Raw genomic sequence first — 24,082 nt, 5'->3', positions numbered from 1 at the left:
TCCTCGCAGACTCCGTTTTTGCCACTCGGCTTTGCTTTCATCACGTTGTATATCTGCCTGACTATCTACAGCGGAGGTGATGATGAAAGTATGGATGGCGATATTAATAAGTATCTTGTGCTGGCAATCATCTGTGTGGGCGGTCTGTCCGGCCTGGTCGCCAGCCAGAGCACAGGAAGAAATTTCCCGCCTGCAACAGCAAATAAAACAGTGGGACGATGACTACTGGAAGGAAGGGAAAAGTGAGGTGGAAGACGGTGTTTACGATCAGTTAAGCGCCCGTCTTACGCAGTGGCAACGCTGCTTTGGGAGCGAGCCCCGCGACGTGATGATGCCGCCTTTAAATGGTGCGGTTATGCATCCGGTTGCCCATACGGGTGTACGCAAAATGGTGGATAAAAACGCATTAAGTCTGTGGATGCGAGAACGTAGCGATCTTTGGGTGCAGCCAAAAGTTGATGGCGTTGCGGTAACCCTGGTTTATCGGGACGGGAAACTGAACAAAGCAATCAGTCGCGGTAATGGCCTGAAAGGCGAGGACTGGACGCAGAAAGTTAGCTTAATTTCCGCTGTGCCGCAAACCGTTAGCGGGCCTTTAGCCAACAGTACGCTTCAGGGGGAAATATTTCTCCAGCGCGAGGGGCATATCCAACAACAAATGGGGGGAATAAATGCCCGCGCAAAAGTTGCTGGCCTGATGATGCGCCAGGGGAATAGCGACACGCTAAACTCACTGGCTGTTTTTGTCTGGGCATGGCCGGATGGACCGCAGTTAATGACCGATCGTTTAAAGGAGCTGGCTACCGCAGGTTTTACTCTAACGCAGAGGTATACCCGTGCGGTTAAAAATGCTGATGAAGTTGCGCGCGTACGCAATGAGTGGTGGAAAGCGAAATTACCCTTCGTCACCGATGGCGTGGTTGTGCGAGCGGCTAAGGAACCCGAATCCCGCCATTGGCTACCAGGCCAGGCAGAATGGTTGGTGGCCTGGAAATATCAACCTGTAGCTCAGGTTGCCGAAGTGAAGGCGATTCAGTTTGCGGTGGGTAAGAGCGGTAAAATATCGGTGGTTGCGTCACTCGCACCTGTCATGCTGGATGATAAAAAAGTCCAGCGGGTGAATATTGGTTCCGTCAGGCGCTGGCAGGAGTGGGATATTGCGCCTGGTGATCAGATCCTCGTCAGCCTTGCCGGTCAGGGTATTCCTCGCATTGATGATGTGGTCTGGCGCGGTGCAGAACGTACAAAACCGACACCACCAGAAAACCGCTTTAACTCGTTGACCTGCTACTTTGCTTCTGATGTTTGTCAGGAACAGTTCATTTCACGCTTAGTCTGGCTGGGGTCAAAACAGGTTCTTGGGCTGGATGGCATTGGTGAGGCCGGCTGGCGCGCGCTGCATCAGACTCATCGCTTTGAGCATATCTTTTCCTGGCTTTTATTAACGCCAGAGCAATTACAGAACACGCCGGGGATCGCGAAAAGTAAAAGTGCGCAGTTATGGCATCAGTTTAATCTGGCTCGTAAGCAGCCTTTTACTCGCTGGGTGATGGCAATGGGAATACCGTTAACCCGGGCGGCGCTTAATGCCAGTGATGAACGGTCCTGGTCGCAACTTTTATTTAGCACGGAGCAGTTCTGGCAGCGGCTGCCGGGGACTGGATCTGGGCGCGCCAGACAGGTTATTGAATGGAAGGAAAATGCGCAAATCAAGAAGCTGGGCAGTTGGCTGGCTGCCCAGCAGATCACAGGTTTTGAACCTTAGTGACCTTCGTGGCTGTAGTAAAAGACCGGTAATCCCAGCTTAAGACGTAGCGCCAGTAAGCGGGCAAAAAAGCCGAATACCAGGGTGGAGATAATCACCACATCATGGTTAGAAACATAGTGTTGCAGCGCGATGTACAGCACGGCGGAGGCAAATGAGACACCGGCATACAACTCTTTCTGGAATACCAGTGGGATGCGTTTACAGAACATATCGCGCAAAACGCCGCCAAACACGCCGGTGGTTACCGCCGCGACAACGGCAATAATTGGGCCGTGCCCCATATCCAGTGCAACCTGTGCGCCGATGATAGAAAAGACCACCAGTCCGAGCGCATCGAGCACCAGAAACACTTTGCGCAGGTAAGGCATTACAGGAGCAACGATAGTGGTGAGTACTGCGGCGGTAGCGACGATAATCACATATTCCGGGTGTTTGACCCAGCCGAGCGGATAGTGGCCCAGCAGAATATCGCGCACTGACCCTCCGCCAATTGCGGTGGCGGTCGCAATAATAATTACGCCAAATGTATCCATGCGCCGTCGTCCGGCCGCCAGCGCCCCCGTCATGGCTTCGGCAGTAATGCCAACCAAATACAAAATGTGTAACAGCATGGTTCTCTCCCTAAAAATCTGTCTGGCAGGGTAGCGATTTGTGCGTATTGTCACGATTGAGATTTTTTAAGGTGAGAGGAAATTGATAACTTGTAGTTATGTGAAATCGCTATTTTCTGTAGTGTAGATGCATTCTTCTGACTTCTTGTCTGAGAAAATGCATAAGAAAAAATAGGTTAAAATTGAGGGGTGGAAAAGAAAGGTGCAATGTTTAGCCATTGTGTTCACTGCACCTGGACTTTGGCTTACGCATCGGGTATCTCAATTAAGAAAAAGAGTTTTTAGTTTCTGCTATTTCTTCTCTGTAATTTTTACACTGTTTTCTAACTGATTGATGCTGACCTGCGGGGTCGGCAACTCCTCAGGCATGGTTCCGCCAAGTTCCTGAATGGTTTGCCTCACCTTGCTACCCACGTCAAAGTGTGTGGTATTAGCTTGCTGTTTTGAATTTACGCCATCCCGCTTGAGTTTTTCTTCTGTTTGGGTAGCTCGAAAGAGATTAGCCGCCAGTTCTGTTGAACCCATATGATCCAGGATCTTCTGACTCTTTTTCAGCCCCTTCCGCTGATGGATGGCTTTCTGATCTAATCCACCATACAGCCCCCGGTAACCATGATTCTGAAATATGGCGAAATCGATAGCTGTCGCTACCCCAGCTTGCTGCGCTGCCTCAACTAATTGTTTGTTATGTTCTTTCAACTCATTTCTCAGAAAAAGACGCTTTTCGTCTTCACGAAGTTGCCTGAAAGCTTCATCGTCAGCCAGCTCCTGCCGTCGGGTCTGGATAGCAAAATAAGTTTGCCCTGCCGCAATAACCGGTTTCGCAGGGTCGCCGTTTTGTACTACCAGGTAACAGGCATAGCGAGAGAGATGAACATCTTCAAGTTCTCGTTGAGCCCCTGAACCTAATACAACCATTTTGGTGGTTTCAACGAAATGGTCAGATGCAGCTTGATTGCTGGCTTCGCACGCTTGAGTCGCGCGGGCCAGTACCTTTTGAAAATTGCGCCAGTCCCGATAATCCAGTAACGGTGCCAATTCTCTCGCTGACCAAAATTCTTGCCCTTCAGTGCCATAATGCCGTATTTCTTCAAAAGGTTGATGATGTTCGTTCATTGCCCACTCCATGTGATATCGATTGCAAAGAAAGTAAGTCTATAACTGTATTTATATACAGTTGTGAGTATCTCACGTTCTCACTGCGCTGCGCAAAAAAACATCGCAAAATCTGGAGCAGGTACGCAAAACAGAATTGAATGTTGCGGGGAAGAAAAATGCCGCTCTGTTTGAGTGGGCGGCATTTGTGAAGGCTGAAAGGTAAGAATTAGTGTTACGAGTTACTCAATATTCTGAATCTGCTCGCGCATCTGCTCAATCAACACTTTCAGCTCGATGGCAGAATTCGTCACTTCGGCATTGATAGATTTCGACGCAAGAGTGTTCGACTCGCGGTTGAACTCTTGCATCATAAAGTCCAGACGACGACCAACGGCTTCTTTTTTCTTCAGAATGTTGTAGGTCTCTTTGACATGCGCTTCCAGGCGGTCCAGTTCTTCGGCAACATCAATTCGTTGTGCCAGCAGAACCAACTCCTGCTCCAGGCGGTTGTTTTCCAGTTGCACTTGAGCATCTTCCAGCTTCGCGACCAGACGCTCACGCTGCCATTGCAGGATTTCCGGCATATGGGCGCGGACTTTGACCACTTCGGCGGTGACGCCTTCCAGACGCTGCTCGATCAACGCTTTCAGCGCCTGACCTTCGGTTTCACGTGCGACGATAAAGTCGTCCAGGGTACCATCCAACGCCGCGAGAATTTCAGCGGCAATCGCGTCGAGATCCTGCTCCTGGGCTGCCATTACGCCCGGCCAGCGCAGAATATCAACCGGGTTGATTTCCCCTTCGTCACTCTGCATTTTTACCCAGTTCGCGGCAGTTACCAGCTGTTTAGCCAGTTTTTCGTTGAGGATCAGCTCACCTTGCGCGCTAACATCTGGCTCATAGCGCAGGGTACATTCCACTTTACCGCGCGTCAGGCGAGAACGAATACGCTCGCGAACGACAGGTTCAAGGCTACGGAACTGCTCCGGCAGACGAAAGTAAGTTTCCAGATAACGCTGGTTTACCGAGCGCATTTCCCAGGTTGCGCTCCCCCATTCACCCTTGATTTCACGCCGGGCGTAGGCGGTCATACTGCGGATCATAGACGTTCCTGTTTATAAAAGGAGAGGTGGAAGGATTATAGCCATCGATGCCTTGTCAGGATAGGAATAACCTCCGGAAGTCCGTATAATGCGCAGCCACATTTGTTTCAAGCCGGAGATTTCAATATGCGTCCAGCAGGCCGTAGCAATAATCAGGTGCGTCCCGTTACCCTGACTCGTAACTATACAAAACATGCAGAAGGCTCGGTGCTGGTCGAATTTGGCGATACCAAAGTGTTGTGTACCGCCTCTATTGAAGAAGGCGTGCCGCGCTTCCTGAAAGGTCAGGGCCAGGGCTGGATCACCGCAGAGTACGGTATGCTGCCGCGTTCTACCCACACCCGTAACGCTCGTGAAGCGGCGAAAGGTAAGCAGGGTGGACGCACAATGGAAATCCAGCGTCTGATCGCCCGTGCGCTTCGCGCGGCAGTAGATTTGAAAGCGCTGGGTGAGTTCACCATTACGCTGGACTGCGACGTGCTTCAGGCTGATGGTGGCACTCGTACCGCTTCGATTACGGGTGCCTGCGTGGCGCTGGCAGATGCGCTACAGAAGCTGGTGGAAAACGGTAAGCTGAAAACCAATCCGATGAAAGGGATGGTAGCCGCGGTTTCTGTCGGGATTGTGAACGGCGAAGCGGTTTGCGATCTGGAATACGTTGAAGACTCTGCCGCAGAGACCGACATGAACGTAGTGATGACCGAAGACGGGCGCATCATTGAAGTGCAGGGGACGGCAGAAGGCGAACCGTTCACCCACGAAGAATTACTCACCTTGTTGGCTCTGGCCCGAGGGGGAATCGAATCCATTGTAGCGACGCAGAAGGCGGCGCTGGCAAACTGATTTTTAAGGCGACTGATGAGTCGCCTTTTTTTTGTCTGTAGAAAAGTAAGATGAGGAGCGAAGGCATGAAACCATATCAGCGCCAGTTTATTGAATTTGCGCTTAGCAAGCAGGTGTTAAAGTTTGGCGAGTTTACGCTGAAATCCGGGCGTAAAAGCCCCTATTTCTTCAACGCCGGGCTGTTTAATACCGGGCGCGACCTGGCACTGTTAGGCCGTTTTTACGCTGAAGCATTGGTGGATTCCGGCATTGAGTTCGATCTGCTGTTTGGCCCTGCTTACAAAGGGATCCCGATTGCCACCACAACCGCCGTGGCGCTGGCGGAGCATCATGACCTGGACCTGCCGTACTGCTTTAACCGCAAAGAGGCAAAAAACCACGGTGAAGGCGGCAATCTGGTTGGTAGCGCGTTACAAGGACGCGTAATGCTGGTAGATGATGTGATCACCGCCGGAACGGCGATTCGTGAGTCGATGGAAATTATTCAGGCCAATGGCGCGACGCTTGCTGGCGTGTTGATTTCGCTCGATCGTCAGGAACGGGGGCGCAGCGAGATTTCGGCGATTCAGGAAGTTGAGCGTGATTACAACTGCAAAGTGATCTCTATCATCACCCTGAAAGACCTGATTGCTTACCTGGAAGAGAAGCCGGAAATGGCGGAACATCTGGCGGCGGTTAAGGCCTATCGCGAAGAGTTTGGCGTTTAAAGAAACTCGCCGGATGAAAAGTCATCCGGCGTCATATTACTGCAACTGCGCGGCAATTAGCGGCCAGCGGGCGTCAAAATCATCCGTCGGGCGGTATTTAAATTCGCTGCGGACAAAACGTGACAGCATACCTTCACAGAAGGCCAGGATCTGGCTTGCCAGCAGGGTTTCATCGGTGGTGTAACCTTCACCCTCACGCATTCTCTTTTCACGCAATACCTGGCGCAGCTGCGCTTCAATACGCTCGAACAGCTGGTTGATGCGCCCTTGCAGGCGATCCTGTTCAAACATTAGCGCATGACCAGTGAGGATGCGGGTCAGGCCAGGATTACGCTCACCAAAACCGAGAAGCAGCAACACAATCAGACGCAGGCGCGCTGTGGTGTCTTTCTCATCTTTCAGAATCAGGTTGATGCGAGTAATCAGGCTATCTTCGATAAACTCAATCAGACTATCGAACATGCGGGTCTTACTGGGGAAGTGGCGATACAGTGCCGCTTCGGAAACGCCGACAGAGGCGGCCAGTTTTGCCGTCGTGATACGTTGGCTTCCATCGCTGGATTCCAGCATCAGCGCCAGAGACTGAAGTATTTCCTCGCGACGGTTCCTTTTCGCAGTTTGTTTTTCTGCCATGTTACAAAATACCCCTGAAAATAAGCACTTGCCAGGCGGCACCCACGCTATGACCGCAAACGAAATGTTTGCGGCTATGTTATGACGTTATTCGGATGCGTATGTGTTACTGACGACCAGAGTGACCAAAGCCGCCTTCACCGCGGTCGGTGGCGTCGAAATCTTCCACCAGATTAAATTCAGCCTGTACTACCGGAACAAAAATCATCTGGGCGATGCGTTCGCCAGGTTGAATGGTGAAGCTGTCCTGACCACGGTTCCACACGGAAATCATCAACTGGCCCTGATAGTCAGAATCGATCAATCCTACCAGGTTACCAAGCACGATACCGTGCTTATGTCCCAATCCGGAGCGCGGCAGCATCATTGCCGCCAGTGAAGGATCGGCAATATGAATCGCCAGCCCGGTCGGAACCAGCGTAGTGTCACCCGGAGCCAGTTCTACGGCGTCGTCGAGACAGGCACGCAGGTCAAGTCCGGCAGAGCCAGAGGTGGCATAAGTCGGGAGCGGAAATTCCTTCCCAACGCGCGGGTCCAGAATCTTAACGTCGATTTTTTTCATCATAACGGGTCACGATCTCGTCGAGTAATAATTGGCCAAGGAGCTCTTTGCGCTCAAGCGGTAAGACTTTATCTCCGTCCTGCCAGAAAAGGTGTAATGCGTTGTTGTCGCTGTTAAATCCTTGAGTTGGCTGGGAAACATCGTTCGCGCAGATCAGATCAAGGTTTTTACGGATACGTTTTTGCCGGGCGTATTCTTCCACATTATTTGTTTCGGCGGCAAATCCAACGACGTAGGGTCGATGGTCTTTTAGTGCGGCAACGCCTGCGACGATATCGGGGTTTTTAACCATTTTTATTGTTAATTCATCACCCTGCGTGGCCTGCTTTTTGATTTTCTCTGGGGCCACGGTAGCTGCGCGATAATCCGCCACGGCGGCGCAGCCGATAAAAATATTTTGCTGCTGTACAGAAGCATTCACGGCGACTTCCATTTCCAGCGCGGTCATCACATCAACACGTTTAACAAACGGTGGCGTCGGTAGCGAAACCGGGCCTGATACCAGCGTGACGTTCGCGCCACGACGGGCAGCGGCGGCGGCGATAGCAAAACCCATCTTGCCGGAGCTGTGATTAGAGATATAACGCACCGGATCGAGCGGTTCACGCGTCGGGCCGGCGGTAATCATAATGTTCAGATGTTTCAGGTCGTTGACGGGCGAAAAATGCGCTACCGCCATATCCACAATGGTTAACGGATCGAGCATTCGCCCAGGACCGATATCACCACAAGCCTGACTGCCACTGTCTGGCCCCCAGATGAGCAAACCACGGGAAGCAAGCACCTCTAAATTATGCTGCGTGGCAGCGGCACGGTACATCTGCTGGTTCATGGCGGGGAGCACGGCTACAGGCGCAGGTGTAGCCAGACAAATCGTCGATACCAGGTCATTCGCCATTCCGGCAGCAACACGGGCAATCAAATCTGCCGTGGCAGGGGCGAGAATCACTAAATCAGCCCATTTACCCAGCTCAATATGGCCCATAGCGGCTTCGGCTGCCGGGTCCAGCAGACTGTCGGAAACGGGATAACCAGAAACCGCCTGCAAGCTAAGTGGGGTGATAAAGGCTTTTGCCGCTTCGGTCATGGCTACGCGGACGTCGGCCCCGCGATCGCGCAAACGACGCACCAGTTCAGGGGTTTTATAGGCAGCAATACCGCCGCTAACGCCGAGAACGATTTTTTTACCGGCCAGGCTCATGATGATTTTTCCTGTAGGGTGACACCAGAAGTTGGCGATTTTATCACAATACTTTTGTTGTCGTGCCTTCACCTGAGATTCACTTTGCGAGGCGCTTTCCAGGATTGAAAACTGGCCGTCGATTTAACGAAACGGCTATGACAGGATGCGAGCACCACAAAGGAGGTGAAGGTGAAAAACAATGCACAGCTGTTGATGCCGCGCGAAAAAATGCTGAAGTTTGGTATTAGCGCCTTAACGGATGTCGAGCTGCTGGCGCTATTTCTGCGTACCGGAACGCGCGGTAAAGATGTATTAACCCTGGCAAAAGAGATGCTGGAGAATTTCGGCTCTCTTTATGGCTTGTTGGTGATGCTGCCAACTTACTGATTTAGTGTATGATGGTGTTTTTGAGGTGCTCCAGTGGCTTCTGTTTCTATCAGCTGTCCCTCCTGTTCAGCTACTGACGGGGTGGTGCGTAACGGCAAAAGCACTGCCGGACATCAGCGCTATCTCTGCTCTCACTGCCGTAAAACATGGCAACTGCAGTTCACTTACACCGCTTCTCAACCCGGTACGCACCAGAAAATCATTGATATGGCCATGAATGGCGTTGGATGCCGGGCAACTGCACGCATTATGGGCGTTGGCCTCAACACGATTTTACGTCACTTAAAAAACTCAGGCCGCAGTCGGTAACCTCGCGCATACAGCCGGGCAGTGACGTCATCGTCTGCGCGGAAATGGACGAACAGTGGGGCTATGTCGGGGCTAAATCGCGCCAGCGCTGGCTGTTTTACGCGTATGACAGTCTCCGGAAGACGGTTGTTGCGCACGTATTCGGTGAACGCACTATGGCGACGCTGGGGCGTCTTATGAGCCTGCTGTCACCCTTTGACGTGGTGATATGGATGACGGATGGCTGGCCGCTGTATGAATCCCGCCTGAAGGGAAAGCTGCACGTAATCAGCAAGCGATATACGCAGCGAATTGAGCGGCATAACCTGAATCTGAGGCAGCACCTGGCACGGCTGGGACGGAAGTCGCTGTCGTTCTCAAAATCGGTGGAGCTGCATGACAAAGTCATCGGGCATTATCTGAACATAAAACACTATCAATAAGTTGGAGTCATTACCTGGCTTGTTAACCTCTGAATATGAACAATTTAGTGGCGTTCATGGAATTGGCGTAGCGAAATTTGCCCAGTTAAAGGGGATTGCTGAACTGGCGCGGCGTTACTACAACGTGCGGATGCGTGAAGAAAGCCCTTTACTCAGCCCGGAGATGACGCGGGAATTTTTACAAAGCCAGCTCACGGGTGAGGAGCGGGAGATCTTTATGGTGATCTTTCTCGACTCACAACACCGGGTTATAACGCATAGCCGTCTTTTTTCCGGCACGCTAAACCATGTTGAAGTCCATCCTCGGGAAATTATCCGGGAAGCGATAAAAATAAACGCCTCGGCGCTGATCCTTGCACATAATCACCCTTCGGGTTGTGCTGAACCCAGTAAAGCGGATAAACTCATTACTGAACGGATAATAAAGAGTTGTCAGTTCATGGATTTACGCGTGCTCGACCATATCGTGATTGGGCGTGGAGAGTATGTTTCTTTTGCCGAACGCGGCTGGATTTAACCCGCTATGCGCGATCCTTCGGGATCTTTGTCTGTTCGGGACTTGAGCACATCGCTGAGTCAGCGTATACTACGCCACCTTTGAGAATCTCGGGTTTGGCATTTGGGCCTGGCAATCGAGAGTTCACATAGAACTGCGATGACCGGGCTGTAAAGCCTGACGAGGCGCCAATACCCCATACGAAGCTCGAGCTAATTTGATTTTTGGAGAATAGACATGTCCCGAGTCTGCCAAGTTACTGGCAAGCGTCCGGTGACCGGTAACAACCGTTCCCACGCACTGAACGCGACTAAACGCCGTTTCCTGCCGAACCTGCACTCTCACCGTTTCTGGGTTGAGAGCGAAAAGCGTTTTGTCACCCTGCGCGTATCTGCTAAAGGTATGCGTGTAATCGATAAAAAAGGCATCGATACAGTTCTGGCTGAACTGCGTGCCCGTGGCGAAAAGTACTAAGTACTTAGAGGAAATAAATCATGGCTAAAGGTATTCGTGAGAAAATCAAGCTGGTTTCTTCTGCTGGTACTGGTCACTTCTATACCACTACGAAGAACAAACGTACTAAGCCGGAAAAACTGGAACTGAAAAAATTCGATCCAGTTGTTCGCCAGCACGTGATCTACAAAGAAGCGAAAATCAAATAATTCTCGCTTTGATGTAACAAAAAACCTCGCTCCGGCGGGGTTTTTTGTTATCTGCTTGCCCCCATATTGATTGCATCTGTTCATTCCTGGAGATGCTATGCCTGAATTACCCGAAGTTGAAACCAGCCGTCGCGGCATAGAACCGCATCTCGTTGGTGCAACCATTCTTCATGCGGTGGTGCGCAACGGACGCTTGCGCTGGCCGGTTTCAGAAGAGATCTACCGTTTAAGCGACCAACCAGTGCTTAGCGTGCAGCGGCGGGCTAAATATCTGCTGCTGGAGCTGCCTGAGGGCTGGATTATCATTCATTTGGGGATGTCTGGCAGCCTGCGCATCCTTCCAGAAGAACTTCCCCCTGAAAAGCATGACCATGTGGATTTGGTGATGAGCAACGGCAAAGTGCTGCGCTACACCGATCCGCGCCGCTTTGGTGCCTGGCTGTGGACCAAAGAGCTGGAAGGGCACAACGTGCTGGCTCATCTTGGACCGGAGCCGCTTAGCGACGATTTCAATGGTGAGTATCTGCATCAGAAGTGCGCGAAGAAAAAAACGGCGATTAAACCGTGGCTGATGGATAACAAGCTGGTGGTAGGGGTAGGGAATATCTATGCCAGCGAATCACTGTTTGCGGCGGGGATCCATCCGGATCGGCTGGCGTCATCACTGTCGCTGGCAGAGTGTGAATTGTTAGCTCGGGTGATTAAAGCGGTGTTGCTGCGTTCGATTGAGCAGGGTGGTACAACGCTGAAAGATTTTCTGCAAAGTGATGGTAAACCGGGCTATTTCGCGCAGGAATTGCAGGTTTACGGGCGAAAAGGTGAGCCGTGTCGGGTGTGCGGTACGCCGATTGTGGCGACTAAACATGCGCAGCGGGCAACGTTTTATTGTCGGCAGTGCCAGAAGTAATTCATACGCGCCGGATGGCATACCATCCGGCATAAACGCTACGCTAACTTCGCCACCAGCGCCTGATGGACATTCTCCGGCAGGAAATGGGTGACATCGCCCTGATGGCGCGCCACCTCTTTCACCAACGATGAAGAGATAAACGACCACTCTTTCGACGGCATCAGAAACACACTTTCCAGTTCCGGCATTAAGTGGCGATTCATATGCGCCAGCTGCATTTCATATTCAAAATCCGCCACCGCACGCAGGCCACGAATCAGCACCGTAGCGTGTTGATTACGGGCGAAGTTCGCCATCAAATCACTAAACCCAACCACTTCCACGTTCCCCAGATGCGCGGTTGCCTGCTGTGTCAGCGCCACACGCTCTTCCAGGGTAAACATCGGTTTTTTACTGGGGCTGGCGGCAATCGCCAGAATAACGTGATCGAACATTTGCGTGGCGCGCGTCACGATATCGATATGACCATTGGTAATGGGATCGAAAGTACCCGGATAAATCGCCCGTTTTTGCATAACAACCTCAATGCGTTTTCGGTGGCAGGTAAGGTTCCAGCAGTTGAAGCAGACGCTGTAGCGCGCCCTGGTTTTGATACAGTACTTCAACGGCATGACGGCCATAGAAACTACGGTAATCGGCGTCGGTGAGTAAAGAGGAAACCTCTTTTGCAAGCGTAGTGGCATCGGTAACGGTAATCAGCCCGCTTGCCTGCTCCAGCCGCGCGCAAATGTCTTTGAAATTAAAAGTATGCGGCCCCATCAATACCGGAATAGCGTGTGCGGCAGCTTCCAGAGGATTATGCCCTCCACGTTCAACCAGTGAACCGCCAACAAAGGCGAGATCGGCAATGCCGTACAGTAACATCAACTCGCCCATCGTATCGCCAACCACAACCTGCGTGCTGGTGGAGGGGACTTCCCCTGAAGAGCGTGTGATATAGCTTAGTCCAGCCTGGCGGACAAGGTTAATCGCATCCGGGAAGCGTTCTGGATGACGGGGTACCAGGATGAGCAATAAATTCGGGAATTGCTGTAATAATGCCTGATGTGCGGCGATCACCACACTCTCTTCACCTTCGTGAGTGCTGGTGGCAATCCATACCGGGCGGTGTGGTGCCCACTGGCGGCGCAGCGTCACGGCTTTAGCAGCCAACTGCGGCGTTACAGAAATATCGAATTTCAGGCTACCGGTAACGGTTACCTGGTTATTTTTTGCGCCCAGCGCCACAAAACGTGCACCATCTTCTTCATTTTGCGCAGCAATCAGCGTAATACGACGCAGTAAGCGGCGGACGAATTTACCCAGTTTGGCATAACCTGCGGCCGAGCGGGCAGAGAGTCGCGCGTTAGCGATCACCAGCGGAATTTTACGTTTATGTAGCGCCGCAATCAGGTTAGGCCATAGTTCGGTTTCCATAATCAACACCAGTTTGGGGTCGACTTTATTCAGGAAACGGTTGAGCGCATCGGGCAGGTCATACGGCAGATAAACGTGCTGAACATCCTTCCCGAAAGCCGATTGTACGCGCTCCGAACCGGTTGGCGTCATGGTTGTAACGGTAATCGGTAAATCAGGATAACGATGGCGCAGCGCGCGCACCAACGGGATCGCCGCCAGAGTTTCACCGACGGAGACGGAGTGCAGCATAATGCCGCCTGGTTTTAGCGGATGGCGGTAAAAACCGTAACGTTCACCCCAGCGTTTTCGATAGGCCGGAGCCTTACGTCCGCGCACCCAGAGCCGTATCCAGATCAGCGGCTGAATAAGGTAGAGAAGGGCGGTGTAAAGCAATTCGAGCATAGTAAATAGCTGACTTATGGATGTGCTGGGGATTCTATGTATTTAGCTGTGGCTTTACCATTACTTTTCCCGTTTTTGACTTAAATAGCAATTTACCCGCCAATTCTTGCTGAACATCTATACTTTTTTTGTATTTTTATGCGATTCATTGATTTCTGCTGTACGTGCAGGAAGGAATCGCAGAGCAACAGTGAAAGAATATGGTTGCTAATGATTTTATTTGATTGATTTCTTTATTGAAAATCAACAATGTGCTTAAAAAGCATTCGGGTCGGATTGCCGCGAAAGAAGTGATACACTAGCGCGTCAATATCAGTGCGGTATCAGTATTCAGGTAGCTGTTGAGCCTGGGGCGGTAGCGTGCTTTTTCTGCTTCACCTTAATCGGATAATCTCAACAAAAAGAGTTACTTGTGGATAAGCCATTTCGAAGAATTTTGCTCATTAAGATGCGTTTTCATGGGGATATGTTATTAACTACTCCCGTCATTAGTTCGCTGAAAAAAAATTACCCTGACGCAAAAATCGATGTGCTGCTTTATCAGGACACCACCCCGATCCTGTCTGAAAATCCAGAGATTAACGCGCTCTACGGCATAAAAAATAAAAAAGCAAAAGCCTCAGAAAAAATTGCCAACTTTTTTCATCTCATCAAGGTATTACGTGCCAATAAGTATGACCTTATCGTCAATCTTACCGATCAATGGATGGTTGCTATACTGGTTCGCTTATTAAATGCCCGTGTGAAAATTTCCCAGGATTATCATCATCGGCAGTCTGCTTTTTGGCGTAAAAGTTTCACCCATTTAGTGCCGTTGCAGGGTGGAAATGTGGTGGAAAGTAACTTATCCGTGCTGACACCATTGGGACTTGATTCGTTGGTGAAGCAGACAACCATGAGTTACCCGCCTGCAAGCTGGAAACGTATGCGTCGCGAACTTGATCACGCTGGTGTTGGACAAAATTATGTGGTTATCCAACCTACGGCGCGGCAAATCTTCAAATGCTGGGACAACGCCAAGTTTTCCGCTGTGATTGATGCCTTACATGCTCGTGGTTATGAAGTCGTTCTGACGTCCGGCCCAGATAAAGACGATCTGGCCTGCGTCAATGAAATTGCGCAGGGATGCCAGACGCCACCAGTAACGGCGCTGGCTGGAAAGGTGACCTTCCCGGAACTTGGTGCGTTAATCGATCATGCGCAGCTGTTTATTGGCGTTGATTCCGCACCGGCGCATATTGCCGCTGCAGTTAATACGCCGCTGATATCGCTGTTTGGTGCGACAGACCATATTTTCTGGCGTCCTTGGTCAAATAACATGATTCAATTCTGGGCGGGAGATTACCGGGAAATGCCAACGCGCGATCAGCGTGACCGAAATGAGATGTATCTTTCGGTTATTCCGGCGGCAGATGTCATTGCTGCTGTCGATAAATTACTGCCCTCCTCCACGACAGGTACGTCGTTATGATCGTTGCTTTTTGTTTATATAAATATTTTCCCTTTGGCGGTTTGCAGCGCGATTTTATGCGTATTGCTCAGACAGTCGCCGCCCGAGGTCATCATGTTCGGGTTTATACCCAGTCGTGGGAAGGCGAATGCCCTGATGTATTTGAACTGATCAAAGTGCCGGTTAAATCGCATACCAATCACGGGCGCAATGCGGAGTATTTTGCCTGGGTGCAAAAACATTTACGCGAACATCCCGTCGATAAAGTCGTTGGATTCAACAAAATGCCGGGGCTGGACGTTTATTATGCCGCTGATGTTTGTTATGCCGAGAAAGTCGCGCAGGAAAAAGGCTTTTTCTATCACCTGACGTCACGTTATCGCCATTATGCCGCCTTTGAGCGGGCAACCTTCGAACAGGGCAAGCCGACACAGCTGCTGATGCTGACAGATAAGCAAATCGCCGATTTCCAGAAACATTATCAGACTGAAGCGGAGCGTTTTCATATTCTGCCACCGGGGATTTATCCTGATCGTAAATATAGCCAGCAGCCAGCTAATAGCCGTGAAATCTTCCGTAAGAAGAATGGAATAACCGAACAACAATATTTATTGTTGCAGGTCGGTTCAGACTTCACGCGTAAAGGTGTCGATCGTTCCATTGAAGCACTTGCTTCGTTACCGGATTCGCTGCGCCACAACACATTGCTATATGTTGTTGGACAGGATAAGCCGCGAAAATTTGAGGCGCTGGCAGAAAAACGCGGCGTGCGCAGTAATGTTCACTTCTTCTCGGGGCGCAACGATGTCTCGGAATTAATGGCGGCGGCGGATTTATTACTGCATCCTGCCTACCAGGAAGCAGCGGGAATTGTGCTACTGGAAGCGATTACTGCAGGATTACCGGTACTAACAACAGCCGTTTGTGGCTATGCGCATTATATTGTCGACGCCAATTGCGGCGAGGCTATTGCTGAGCCATTCCGCCAGGAAACATTGAATGAGATTTTACGCAAAGCGTTAACGCAATCTTCATTGCGCCAGGCCTGGGCGGAAAATGCGCGACATTATGCTGATACACAAGATTTATACAGTCTGCCAGAGAAAGCGGCGGATATCATAACGGGTGGTCTGGATGGTTGAACTTAAAGAGCCGTTTGCCACGTTATGGCGCGGTAAAGATCCTTTTGAGGAAGTTAAAACCTTGCAGGGTGAGGTTTTTCGTGAACTGGAAACTCGCCGCACTCTGCGATTTGAAATGGCGGGCAAAAGCTATTTTCTCAAATGGCATCGCGGCACGACCCTGAAAGAGATAATCAAAAATTTACTCTCATTGCGGATGCCAGTATTAGGCGCAGACCGCGAATGGAATGCGATTCATCGACTGCGGGATGTCGGCGTTGATACTATGTATGGGGTGGCATTTGGCGAAAAAGGTATTAATCCGCTGAGCAGAACCTCGTTTATTATTACCGAAGATCTGACCCCAACCATCAGTCTGGAAGATTACTGTGCTGACTGGGCGACCAACCCACCAGATGTTCGCGTAAAGCGTATGCTTATTAAGCGTGTCGCGACGATGGTGCGCGATATGCATGCTGTGGGCATTAACCACCGTGACTGTTATATCTGTCATTTCCTGCTGCACTTGCCTTTTTCCGGTAAGGAAGAGGAGTTAAAAATTTCGGTAATTGACCTGCACCGGGCGCAGCTTCGCACGCGCGTTCCACGTCGTTGGCGCGATAAAGATCTTATTGGGCTTTATTTTTCTTCGATGAATATCGGCCTGACTCAGCGGGATATCTGGCGGTTTATGAAAGTGTATTTTGTCGCCCCGCTTAAAGACATTCTCAAGCAGGAACAAGGACTGCTGTCGCAAGCAGAAGCAAAAGCCACAAAAATCAGGGAAAGAACGATTCGAAAATCGTTGTAATTTCCGGAGAGAAATATGAGTGCCCACTATTTTAATCCACAAGAGATGATCAATAAGACAATCATCTTCGATGAAAGGCCAGCGGCGTCAGTGGCATCATCATTCCATGTTGCTTATGGCATTGATAAAAACTTTCTTTTTGGTTGTGGTGTTTCAATCACGTCAGTTTTGTTACATAACAACGACGTGAGTTTTGTTTTCCACGTTTTTATTGATGATATCCCTGAAGCCGATATCCAGCGTTTAGCCCAATTGGCGAAAAGCTATCGTACCTGTATCCAGATCCATCTGGTAAATTGTGAACGGCTTAAGGCATTACCGACGACCAAAAATTGGTCTATTGCCATGTATTTCCGTTTTGTAATTGCAGATTACTTTATTGATCAACAAGATAAGATCCTTTACCTGGATGCTGATATCGCCTGTCAGGGAAACTTAAAGCCGCTGATAACAATGGATCTTGCCAATAACGTTGCTGCTGTTGTTACTGAACGCGATGCTAACTGGTGGTCGTTACGGGGTCAAAGTCTGCAGTGTAATGAACTTGAAAAGGGTTACTTTAATTCAGGTGTCCTGTTAATTAATACACTAGCGTGGGCGCAGGAGTCCGTTTCTGCTAAAGCGATGTCGATGCTTGCTGATAAAGCCGTCGTTTCCCGTTTAACCTATATGGATCAAGATATACTTAATCTTATCCTGTCAGGGAAAGTTAAATTCATTGATGCTAAATACAATACTCAATTTAGTTTAAATTATGAATTAAAAAAATCATTTGTTTGTCCAATTAATGATGAAACCGTATTAATTCATTATGTCGGCCCGACAAAACCCTGGCATTACTGGGCCGGTTATCCAAGTGCGCAACCTTTTATCAACGCCAAAGAAGCATCGCCCTGGAAAAATGAACCGTTTATGCGGCCAATTAATTCAAACTATGCTCGTTATTGCGCCAAGCATAATTTTAAACAAAATGAACCAATTAACGGGATAATGAATTATATTTATTATTTTTATTTAAAGATAATAAAATGATATTGAGAAAAGTTAAATGAATGAATTTATAAAAGAACGGTTTTCGTATTTAGCAGATAATAAAAAAGAAAACGCCCCAGAACTAAATGTTTCCTACGGTATCGATAAGAATTTTTTGTATGGTGCTGGCGTTTCAATTTCTTCCGTTTTGATTAATAATTCAGATATTAATTTTGTCTTTCATGTTTTCACTGATTATGTGGATGATGATTATTTAAAGTCATTTAATGAAACAGCAAAACAATTTAATACCTCAATTATTGTATATTTAATTGACCCAAAATACTTTGCTGATCTGCCGACGTCACAGTTTTGGTCGTACGCGACATACTTCAGGGTATTGTCCTTTGAATATCTGAGTGAAAGTATTTCCACACTGCTGTATCTGGATGCCGATGTCGTTTGTAAAGGAAGTCTGAAGCCTCTCACAGAAATTATATTTAAAGATGAGTTTGCTGCGGTCATTCCTGACAATGTTAGTACTCAGGCGGCATGTGCAAAACGCCTCAACATTCCCGAGATGAATGGACGTTATTTCAATGCAGGCGTTATCTATGTCAATCTTAAAAAATGGCATGAAGCAAATTTGACACCGTATTTACTCACGCTTTTACGAGGGGAAACTAAATATGGCTCTCTTAAATATTTAGATCAGGATGCGTTGAATATCGCATTTAATATGAATAATATCTACCTCGCGAAGGATTTTGATACTATTTATACCCTGAAAAACGAACTTCATGATCGTAGTCATCGAAAGTATCAGCAAACCATTACCGATAAAACAGTATTGATTCACTATACAGGGATAACTAAACCATGGCATAGCTGGGCTGGTTATCCGTCTGCATCATACTTTAATATCGCGCGTGAACAATCTCCCTGGAAGAAATATCCTCTTAAAGAGGCGCGGACTGTTGCAGAAATGCAGAAACAATATAAGCATCTGTTTGCCCATGGTGAGTATATTAAAGGCATAACTTCATTAATTAAGTACAAGCTTAAGAAATAAATTACTCTTATGATTACAAGTATACGCTATCGCGGCTTCTCATTTTATTACAAAGATAATGATAATAAATATAAAGAAATCTTTGATGAAATACTGGCCTATAATTTTAAAACAGTAAAAGTATTACGTAATATTAATGATACCAAAGTATCATTGATTGATACGAAATATGGTCGCTATGTTTTTAAAGTCTTTGCCCCGAAAACGAAAAGGAATGAACGTTTTTTAAAATCTTTTGTAAAAGGTGACTACTATCAGAATTTGATCGTTGAAACCGATCGTGTCAGAAGTGCAGGTCTTACTTTTCCTAATGATTTTTATTTTCTGGCTGAGCGTAAAATTTTCAACTATGCCAGTGTTTTTATCATGCTTATCGAGTATGTCGAGGGCGTAGAGCTCAATGATATGCCGATCATTCCAGAAGATGTTAAAGCAGAAATTAAGGCTTCAATGGAAAAATTGCATGCCTTAAATATGCTATCGGGCGACCCACACCGGGGTAACTTTATCGTTAGTAAAGATGGTGTCAGGATAATTGACCTATCCGGTAAAAGCTGTACGGCAGAGCGTAAAGCTCGTGATCGTCTGGCCATGGAACGTCACCTGGGTATTGCCAACGAAATAAAAGATTATGGCTACTATTCAGTAATCTACAGAACCAAACTACGCAAATTTATTAAAAAATTAAAAGGCAAAGCGTAAACCACACAGTCAAAACGGAACCAACATGGATTTATTAGCTGAGAGTATTACTGAAGTCGCTGTCTCTGGGGAAATTGCTAACACCGATCGTGTGTTAAATATCGCTTACGGTATTGACCGTAACTTTTTATTTGGTGCGGCAGTATCTATGCAATCAGTTGTTATGCATAATCCGGACCTTGCGGTTAAGTTTCATCTCTTTACCGACTACATTGATGAAGATTATCTACAACGTGTTAATGCTTTTACCAGCAAAAATGCTAACGTTGAAGTAAGAATTTATAAAGTCTCCAGTGCCTTTATTGATATCTTCCCCAGCCTGAAACAGTGGTCTTATGCAACATTCTTCCGTTTAGTTGCGTTCCAGTATCTGAGTGAAACTATTGAAAATCTGTTATATATCGATGCTGATGTCATCTGTAAAGGCTCATTAGCTGGATTGCTTGATATTAATTTTGATGGGGATAAGTTTGCAGCTGTTATTAAAGATGTGCCTTTTATGCAGGAAAAACCAGCGAAGCGTCTGGCTATAGAGGGACTTCCAGGGAATTATTTCAACGCCGGTGTAGTATATCTGCAGCTTGAAGCATGGGCGAAAAATGATTTTATGAATAAAGCCATTGCTATGCTGGCAAGTGACCCGCAGCACACGAAGTATAAATGCCTTGATCAGGATATTTTAAATATTCTGTTCTTTGGTCATTGTATTTTTATTAGCGGCGATTATGATTGCTTTTATGGCATCGATTATGAGTTAAAAAATAAAAGCGATGAAGATTATAAAAAGACCATTACCGATGATACTAAGCTGATTCATTATGTTGGCGTAACGAAGCCCTGGAACGACTGGACGAATTATCCCTGCCAGAAGTATTTTAATGAGGCTTATCAGGCTTCTTGCTGGAATGATGTGGCGTTTATTCCAGCCACGAATGAAAAGCAGTATCAAGTGAAATATCAACATGCAAAGAAAAATGGTGATACGTTTAACGCTTTTATTTACTTTATTAAATTTAAATTAAATAAGTATAAAAGAAAACTATTTGGATAATAATAAAGATCATGGATGTCTGAGTTACAATAATAATTAAGGATGAGTACTATCATATTTTATTAGTTCAGGCAAGAGAACACGATGAGCAATGATTACCCTTTAGTATCCATAATAATACCGACGTATAATTCATCTGATTACATTACTGAAACTCTAACGAAATTAGAAAAACAAACTTACCCAAATTTTGAAATTGTTATTGTTAATGATGGTTCTAAAGATAACACATCAAACGTTTTGAGAGAGTATGGGTTAACCCACTCTCGATTAATTATTATCAATAAAGAAAATGGCGGTGTTTCGTCTGCCAGGAATACAGGTATCCGCAAGGCGCAAGGACAGTTTATATGTTTTATGGATGATGATGATGAGATAGATCCTAACTATCTGCTGAAGATGTATACCAGACAACATGAGACGGGAGGGGATGCGATTTATTGTGGGCTTTATGGCCATTATATAAAAGATGGTGTTACTTACTCACCTATAAATACAGAGTTTAATGAAGGATCTTTACTTTTCGACTTTTTTTATAAAAAGGTTAGATTCCATATAGGGTGCTTGTTTATAAGAAAACAACTTCTGGAAGAGAATAATCTTTTTTTTGATGAAGATTTACGACTAGGAGAAGATCTGGATTTTATCTATCGACTGCTAATTACATGCGATATGTATGCGGTTCCATATTATATGTATAAGCATAACTATAGAGAAAATTCCTTAATGAACTCATGTAGAACCATCACTCATTATCGACATGAGTCATTTGCGCACGAAAGAATCTACTCTTCTGTGATGCAGTTATACAAAGGTAACAGGAAAGAAGAAATTCATACATTATTGAGTCAAAATAGAGCTTATCATAAAACTCGTTATTTATGGAATGTTCTACTTAATGGTGATTTTGAACTATTAAATCAATTAGTTGAAAGCAATGAAAAAGAATTGAATGATTGTAATCTTTCTGGCAAGAGAGATAAAAGACGAGCAAAAATATTAGCATCAAAAAATTATATTCTCTGGAGGATGGTAAGACTGGTAAATAGGAAAAAGAATAAACGTTAGATCTTGCATTAAATAATCCGTCCTCGTAGCATAGGTTGAAACTATATGTCATTTTGTTGGAATGAAATTAATTCTGGTATAAAGTCTTTAATTCTCATATTATGTATTTTTTCTTTGATGACTTTGTCTTTATGGGATGATGTTGCAACAAAGTTTCTTCATGCAGCTGGAATTATATCTGCATTGTATTTTCTAATAACACCAAAAAAAACAATAACTAACAATCCTACTTTGTTAATTTTCATCTCATTATGTCTTTTGGGAATCATAAATATCATCTGGTATTCACATTATAAAGTTTCAGGCTCTGTTTATACCAATGCATATCGTGGCCCAATGGAAACTGGGAAAATTGCCTTGTGTAGTGCTTTTATTTTCTTGGTTCTTTTTGCTAAAAATGAGTTGAGAACAAAAATAAAATTTGGGAAACTAATTCTGTTCGCATCCCTGGCAACGCAGTTACTTTTTTTTGCGCATGCCATGTGGCAACATTTCTATTTAAACGTTGACCGTGTTGCATTATCAGCTTCCCACGCTACAACAGCAGGCTACATCATCCTTTTCCCTTCTTTACTGGCATCAATTCTCATTTTAAAATCCGACTTTAGACATAAAACAACATTATATACAATTAACTTCATGCTTAGCTTATGTGCTGTCATAGTAACTGAAACGCGTGCAGCCATATTAGTGTTTCCATTCTTTGCGTTACTATTAATCGTAATGGATAGTTATATTAATAAGCGAATTAATTATAAGTTATATTGTTTTATTGCGATTGCATTATTAGCAGGTGTATTTTCTTTTAAAGATACATTGCTTATGAGAATGAATGACTTAAATAACGATTTAGTTAATTATTCGCATGATAACACCAGAACTTCAGTCGGTGCCCGTCTGGCAATGTATGAAGTTGGCTTAAAAACATATTCTCCAATAGGACAATCACTGGAAAAACGAGCGGAAAAAATACATGAACTAGAAGAAAAAGAGCCTAGATTGAGTGGCGCTTTACCCTATATAGATTCTCATTTGCATAACGATCTCATAGATACGTTATCAACGCGTGGTATTCCTGGAGTTGTATTAACAATTTTAGCCTTTTCAGCAATACTCATATATGCCTTAAGAACTGCTAAAGAACCTTATATTTTAATCTTGCTTTTTTCACTACTGGTAGTAGGCCTAAGTGATGTAATACTCTTTTCTAAACCGGTTCCGACTGCTGTGTTTGTCACCATAATATTGCTTTGTGCTTATTTTAAAGCACAATCAGACCAATGTTTATTAGATAAATAATGAATATGTGAAATAAAATCAGCAAGGAGGCTGATTTTATTTCAAAATTATCTATTAAGGGGTTGTAATTTAAATCATAGCAGCGTTTTCTTCAATGAATCGCTTAACAGCATTTGCTGTCAATTGAGACAACTCATTCCCCGGAGCCCTACAAACCATCTGATTCTTCCCATATCCACCAATTAATCCCGGATCGGTTGGTCCATAAACCGTGATATTGGGTCTATCCAGTGCCGCCGTTAAATGGCTTAACCCCGTATCCACCGACACTACAAATTTAGCCCCGGCCAGCACGCGGGCAACGCCTTCCAGACTCATCTTCGGCAATACTTCAACATAAGCAAATCCTTCCGCCAGTCGTTTCGCCCGCTCTTCCTCATGCGGCGCGCCCCACGGAAGTTTAATCCGTATTCCTGAATCAGCCAGTAAACCAATCAATTCTCGCCAGTGTTCTTCCGGCCAGTGTTTATCATCACGGGTCGTCGCATGAAGAAATACGGCATATTCGCCAGCATCTGTAGGCAGGTTCGTCAGGAAATGCTGTGCAATAGCATAATCGCCCTGGGTTTGCGGTTTGCTATAGCCCAGACTTTTGGCAAACAGTTCGCGGGTGCGTTCTACGGCGTGCTGCTGTTTTGCAATATGATGCTTACGATTGTAAAACAGACTGGCTAAAGGTTCGCGAGCGGTTTGCCAGTCCATGCCATGCTTTACGCCATGCGCCAGACGCGTCACCAGCGCCGCGCTTTTTACCAGCCCCTGAGCGTCGATAACTGCGTCATAGTTCTCTGCTTGTAGCGCTTCACGAAACGCTTTGCGTTCCGCTTTTATGGGGGCCGAGAACCAGGCTTTACGCCAGCGACGTATTGCCACAGGAATAACTCGCTCAACGGCGGCGTGCCAGGAAGGAATCTGTGCGAACCCTTCTTCCACCACCCAGTCAAACTTAATCCCTGGGATTGCCTGCTGGGCATCAGTGAGTGCGGGCAACGTATGGAGAACATCGCCCATCGACGATGTTTTAACGATCAAAACCCGCATC

The 24,082-nt window shown here is 46.8% G+C and carries 25 protein-coding genes and 2 pseudogenes; 18 read left to right on the top strand and 9 right to left on the bottom strand.

Annotation, left to right across the window (positions count from 1 at the left end; genetic code table 11):
* The first annotated feature begins 82 nt into the window (after positions 1-82).
* Positions 83-1,765: an NAD-dependent DNA ligase LigB gene (ligB, locus tag C1P89_RS20405; RefSeq protein ID WP_000870055.1), complete on the top strand. Its 1,683-nt coding sequence runs from the start codon at positions 83-85 to the stop codon at positions 1,763-1,765.
* Here ligB and C1P89_RS20400 read toward each other — a convergent pair.
* The 3 genes from C1P89_RS20400 to C1P89_RS20390 all read right to left on the bottom strand — a co-directional run bounded on the left by C1P89_RS20400 (position 1,762) and on the right by C1P89_RS20390 (position 4,580).
* A complete protein-coding gene (locus tag C1P89_RS20400; protein ID WP_000924289.1) occupies positions 1,762-2,379 on the bottom strand; it encodes a trimeric intracellular cation channel family protein in 618 nt (205 codons plus the stop codon). The genes ligB and C1P89_RS20400 overlap by 4 nt on opposite strands.
* 291 nt (positions 2,380-2,670) lie before the next feature.
* Positions 2,671-3,495, bottom strand: a complete 825-nt coding sequence (gene dinD, locus C1P89_RS20395) for a DNA damage-inducible protein D (protein WP_005137999.1) — start codon at positions 3,493-3,495, stop codon at positions 2,671-2,673.
* Positions 3,496-3,716: 221 nt separating this feature from the next.
* On the bottom strand, positions 3,717-4,580 hold the full coding sequence (locus tag C1P89_RS20390) for a YicC/YloC family endoribonuclease (protein WP_000621336.1): 864 nt from the start codon (positions 4,578-4,580) through the stop codon (positions 3,717-3,719).
* 126 nt (positions 4,581-4,706) lie between these two features.
* Here C1P89_RS20390 and rph point away from each other — a divergent pair, with 126 nt between their 5' ends.
* Both rph and pyrE read left to right on the top strand, forming a co-directional pair.
* On the top strand, positions 4,707-5,423 hold the full coding sequence (gene rph / locus C1P89_RS20385; protein ID WP_001247093.1) for a ribonuclease PH: 717 nt from the start codon (positions 4,707-4,709) through the stop codon (positions 5,421-5,423).
* A 65-nt stretch (positions 5,424-5,488) separates the two neighbouring features.
* Positions 5,489-6,130: an orotate phosphoribosyltransferase gene (gene pyrE, locus C1P89_RS20380; protein ID WP_000806182.1), complete on the top strand. Its 642-nt coding sequence runs from the start codon at positions 5,489-5,491 to the stop codon at positions 6,128-6,130.
* A gap of 36 nt (positions 6,131-6,166) precedes the next feature.
* On the opposite strand, the gene slmA is transcribed toward pyrE, so the two are convergent.
* From slmA to coaBC, 3 genes are all read right to left on the bottom strand, one after another.
* On the bottom strand, positions 6,167-6,763 hold the full coding sequence (slmA, locus tag C1P89_RS20375; RefSeq protein ID WP_000818601.1) for a nucleoid occlusion factor SlmA: 597 nt from the start codon (positions 6,761-6,763) through the stop codon (positions 6,167-6,169).
* Between the two features lie 106 nt (positions 6,764-6,869).
* Positions 6,870-7,328, bottom strand: a complete 459-nt coding sequence (dut, locus tag C1P89_RS20370; RefSeq protein ID WP_000976070.1) for a dUTP diphosphatase — start codon at positions 7,326-7,328, stop codon at positions 6,870-6,872.
* Positions 7,306-8,526, bottom strand: a complete 1,221-nt coding sequence (coaBC, locus tag C1P89_RS20365; RefSeq protein WP_000050147.1) for a bifunctional phosphopantothenoylcysteine decarboxylase/phosphopantothenate--cysteine ligase CoaBC — start codon at positions 8,524-8,526, stop codon at positions 7,306-7,308. The genes dut and coaBC overlap by 23 nt, the downstream gene beginning before the upstream one ends.
* Positions 8,527-8,697: 171 nt before the next feature.
* On the opposite strand from coaBC, the pseudogene C1P89_RS20360 reads away from it, so the two are divergent.
* The 6 genes and pseudogenes from C1P89_RS20360 to mutM all read left to right on the top strand — a co-directional run.
* Positions 8,698-8,874 (top strand): annotated as a pseudogene (locus tag C1P89_RS20360) (UPF0758 domain-containing protein); the annotation flags it as partial.
* Between the two features lie 54 nt (positions 8,875-8,928).
* Positions 8,929-9,626, top strand: a protein-coding gene (locus C1P89_RS20355) for an IS1-like element IS1A family transposase (RefSeq protein WP_094096600.1) whose coding sequence is annotated in 2 segments (ribosomal slippage) — positions 8,929-9,178 and positions 9,178-9,626 — 699 coding nt in all. Because the reading frame shifts where the segments join, the coding sequence is not laid out codon by codon here.
* Between the two features lie 7 nt (positions 9,627-9,633).
* Positions 9,634-10,143 (top strand): annotated as a pseudogene (gene radC, locus C1P89_RS20350) (RadC family protein); the annotation flags it as partial.
* 216 nt (positions 10,144-10,359) lie between these two features.
* Complete coding sequence (rpmB, locus tag C1P89_RS20345; RefSeq protein ID WP_000091955.1) at positions 10,360-10,596, top strand: 50S ribosomal protein L28; 237 nt, start codon at positions 10,360-10,362, stop codon at positions 10,594-10,596.
* Positions 10,597-10,616: 20 nt separating this feature from the next.
* The gene (gene rpmG, locus C1P89_RS20340) at positions 10,617-10,784 is read left to right on the top strand and encodes a 50S ribosomal protein L33 (RefSeq protein WP_001051798.1); all 168 of its coding nucleotides are present in this window, start codon (positions 10,617-10,619) and stop codon (positions 10,782-10,784) included.
* A gap of 97 nt (positions 10,785-10,881) precedes the next feature.
* Positions 10,882-11,691, top strand: coding sequence for a bifunctional DNA-formamidopyrimidine glycosylase/DNA-(apurinic or apyrimidinic site) lyase (mutM, locus tag C1P89_RS20335; protein WP_001114533.1), 810 nt, complete (start codon positions 10,882-10,884; stop codon positions 11,689-11,691).
* 38 nt (positions 11,692-11,729) lie between these two features.
* On the opposite strand, the gene coaD is transcribed toward mutM, so the two are convergent.
* Positions 11,730-12,209 carry a pantetheine-phosphate adenylyltransferase gene (coaD, locus tag C1P89_RS20330; protein ID WP_001171869.1) on the bottom strand — a complete coding sequence of 160 codons (480 nt, stop codon included), beginning with the start codon at positions 12,207-12,209 and terminating at the stop codon, positions 11,730-11,732.
* Between the two features lie 7 nt (positions 12,210-12,216).
* Entirely contained in the window at positions 12,217-13,494 is a 1,278-nt protein-coding gene (waaA, locus tag C1P89_RS20325) for a lipid IV(A) 3-deoxy-D-manno-octulosonic acid transferase (RefSeq protein WP_000891564.1), read from the bottom strand.
* 412 nt (positions 13,495-13,906) lie between these two features.
* Between waaA and rfaQ the strand changes: the two genes are divergently transcribed.
* The 9 genes from rfaQ to C1P89_RS20280 all read left to right on the top strand — a co-directional run bounded on the left by rfaQ (position 13,907) and on the right by C1P89_RS20280 (position 23,040).
* Positions 13,907-14,965 (top strand): lipopolysaccharide core heptosyltransferase RfaQ, encoded by a 1,059-nt coding sequence (gene rfaQ, locus C1P89_RS20320; RefSeq protein WP_000360425.1) that lies wholly within the window; start codon positions 13,907-13,909, stop codon positions 14,963-14,965.
* Entirely contained in the window at positions 14,962-16,086 is a 1,125-nt protein-coding gene (locus C1P89_RS20315) for a glycosyltransferase family 4 protein (RefSeq protein ID WP_000634235.1), read from the top strand. The genes rfaQ and C1P89_RS20315 overlap by 4 nt, the downstream gene beginning before the upstream one ends.
* Positions 16,079-16,876 (top strand): lipopolysaccharide core heptose(I) kinase RfaP, encoded by a 798-nt coding sequence (gene rfaP, locus C1P89_RS20310; RefSeq protein ID WP_005138015.1) that lies wholly within the window; start codon positions 16,079-16,081, stop codon positions 16,874-16,876. The genes C1P89_RS20315 and rfaP overlap by 8 nt, the downstream gene beginning before the upstream one ends.
* Positions 16,877-16,891: 15 nt before the next feature.
* On the top strand, positions 16,892-17,908 hold the full coding sequence (gene waaO / locus C1P89_RS20305; RefSeq protein WP_001272738.1) for a lipopolysaccharide 3-alpha-galactosyltransferase: 1,017 nt from the start codon (positions 16,892-16,894) through the stop codon (positions 17,906-17,908).
* A 16-nt stretch (positions 17,909-17,924) separates the two neighbouring features.
* Complete coding sequence (locus C1P89_RS20300; protein WP_001001727.1) at positions 17,925-18,920, top strand: glycosyltransferase family 8 protein; 996 nt, start codon at positions 17,925-17,927, stop codon at positions 18,918-18,920.
* Positions 18,921-18,929: 9 nt separating this feature from the next.
* Positions 18,930-19,622, top strand: a complete 693-nt coding sequence (gene rfaY, locus C1P89_RS20295; RefSeq protein WP_000633095.1) for a lipopolysaccharide core heptose(II) kinase RfaY — start codon at positions 18,930-18,932, stop codon at positions 19,620-19,622.
* 25 nt (positions 19,623-19,647) lie between these two features.
* Entirely contained in the window at positions 19,648-20,673 is a 1,026-nt protein-coding gene (locus C1P89_RS20290) for a UDP-galactose--(galactosyl) LPS alpha1,2-galactosyltransferase (protein ID WP_000364798.1), read from the top strand.
* An 84-nt stretch (positions 20,674-20,757) separates the two neighbouring features.
* Complete coding sequence (locus C1P89_RS20285) at positions 20,758-21,741, top strand: glycosyltransferase family 2 protein (protein WP_000064010.1); 984 nt, start codon at positions 20,758-20,760, stop codon at positions 21,739-21,741.
* A gap of 45 nt (positions 21,742-21,786) precedes the next feature.
* Complete coding sequence (locus C1P89_RS20280) at positions 21,787-23,040, top strand: O-antigen ligase family protein (protein ID WP_014334086.1); 1,254 nt, start codon at positions 21,787-21,789, stop codon at positions 23,038-23,040.
* Between the two features lie 69 nt (positions 23,041-23,109).
* Here the strand turns inward: C1P89_RS20280 and rfaC are convergent, their stop codons facing one another.
* The gene (rfaC, locus tag C1P89_RS20275; RefSeq protein WP_001264580.1) at positions 23,110-24,081 is read right to left on the bottom strand and encodes a lipopolysaccharide heptosyltransferase RfaC; all 972 of its coding nucleotides are present in this window, start codon (positions 24,079-24,081) and stop codon (positions 23,110-23,112) included.
* Position 24,082 lies beyond the last annotated feature (1 nt).

The sequence above is a fragment of the Shigella sonnei genome, assembly GCF_002950395.1.
Classification (GTDB): Bacteria; Pseudomonadota; Gammaproteobacteria; order Enterobacterales; family Enterobacteriaceae; genus ECMA0423.
The sequence above is the reverse complement of the archived record's forward strand: the minus strand, read 5'-3'. Positions and strand labels throughout refer to the sequence as shown.

Excerpts from the sequence above, each read along its gene's own strand:
- ligB (WP_000870055.1), top strand. The coding sequence starts at position 83 with ATGAAAGTATGGATGGCGATATTAATAAGTATCTTGTGCTGGCAATCA.
- C1P89_RS20400 (WP_000924289.1), bottom strand. The coding sequence starts at position 2,379 with ATGCTGTTACACATTTTGTATTTGGTTGGCATTACTGCCGAAGCCATG.
- dinD (WP_005137999.1), bottom strand. The coding sequence starts at position 3,495 with ATGAACGAACATCATCAACCTTTTGAAGAAATACGGCATTATGGCACT.
- C1P89_RS20390 (WP_000621336.1), bottom strand. The coding sequence starts at position 4,580 with ATGATCCGCAGTATGACCGCCTACGCCCGGCGTGAAATCAAGGGTGAA.
- rph (WP_001247093.1), top strand. The coding sequence starts at position 4,707 with ATGCGTCCAGCAGGCCGTAGCAATAATCAGGTGCGTCCCGTTACCCTG.
- pyrE (WP_000806182.1), top strand. The coding sequence starts at position 5,489 with ATGAAACCATATCAGCGCCAGTTTATTGAATTTGCGCTTAGCAAGCAG.
- slmA (WP_000818601.1), bottom strand. The coding sequence starts at position 6,763 with ATGGCAGAAAAACAAACTGCGAAAAGGAACCGTCGCGAGGAAATACTT.
- dut (WP_000976070.1), bottom strand. The coding sequence starts at position 7,328 with ATGATGAAAAAAATCGACGTTAAGATTCTGGACCCGCGCGTTGGGAAG.
- coaBC (WP_000050147.1), bottom strand. The coding sequence starts at position 8,526 with ATGAGCCTGGCCGGTAAAAAAATCGTTCTCGGCGTTAGCGGCGGTATT.
- rpmB (WP_000091955.1), top strand. The coding sequence starts at position 10,360 with ATGTCCCGAGTCTGCCAAGTTACTGGCAAGCGTCCGGTGACCGGTAAC.
- rpmG (WP_001051798.1), top strand. The coding sequence starts at position 10,617 with ATGGCTAAAGGTATTCGTGAGAAAATCAAGCTGGTTTCTTCTGCTGGT.
- mutM (WP_001114533.1), top strand. The coding sequence starts at position 10,882 with ATGCCTGAATTACCCGAAGTTGAAACCAGCCGTCGCGGCATAGAACCG.
- coaD (WP_001171869.1), bottom strand. The coding sequence starts at position 12,209 with ATGCAAAAACGGGCGATTTATCCGGGTACTTTCGATCCCATTACCAAT.
- waaA (WP_000891564.1), bottom strand. The coding sequence starts at position 13,494 with ATGCTCGAATTGCTTTACACCGCCCTTCTCTACCTTATTCAGCCGCTG.
- C1P89_RS20315 (WP_000634235.1), top strand. The coding sequence starts at position 14,962 with ATGATCGTTGCTTTTTGTTTATATAAATATTTTCCCTTTGGCGGTTTG.
- rfaP (WP_005138015.1), top strand. The coding sequence starts at position 16,079 with ATGGTTGAACTTAAAGAGCCGTTTGCCACGTTATGGCGCGGTAAAGAT.
- waaO (WP_001272738.1), top strand. The coding sequence starts at position 16,892 with ATGAGTGCCCACTATTTTAATCCACAAGAGATGATCAATAAGACAATC.
- C1P89_RS20300 (WP_001001727.1), top strand. The coding sequence starts at position 17,925 with ATGAATGAATTTATAAAAGAACGGTTTTCGTATTTAGCAGATAATAAA.
- rfaY (WP_000633095.1), top strand. The coding sequence starts at position 18,930 with ATGATTACAAGTATACGCTATCGCGGCTTCTCATTTTATTACAAAGAT.
- C1P89_RS20290 (WP_000364798.1), top strand. The coding sequence starts at position 19,648 with ATGGATTTATTAGCTGAGAGTATTACTGAAGTCGCTGTCTCTGGGGAA.
- C1P89_RS20285 (WP_000064010.1), top strand. The coding sequence starts at position 20,758 with ATGAGCAATGATTACCCTTTAGTATCCATAATAATACCGACGTATAAT.
- C1P89_RS20280 (WP_014334086.1), top strand. The coding sequence starts at position 21,787 with ATGTCATTTTGTTGGAATGAAATTAATTCTGGTATAAAGTCTTTAATT.
- rfaC (WP_001264580.1), bottom strand. The coding sequence starts at position 24,081 with ATGCGGGTTTTGATCGTTAAAACATCGTCGATGGGCGATGTTCTCCAT.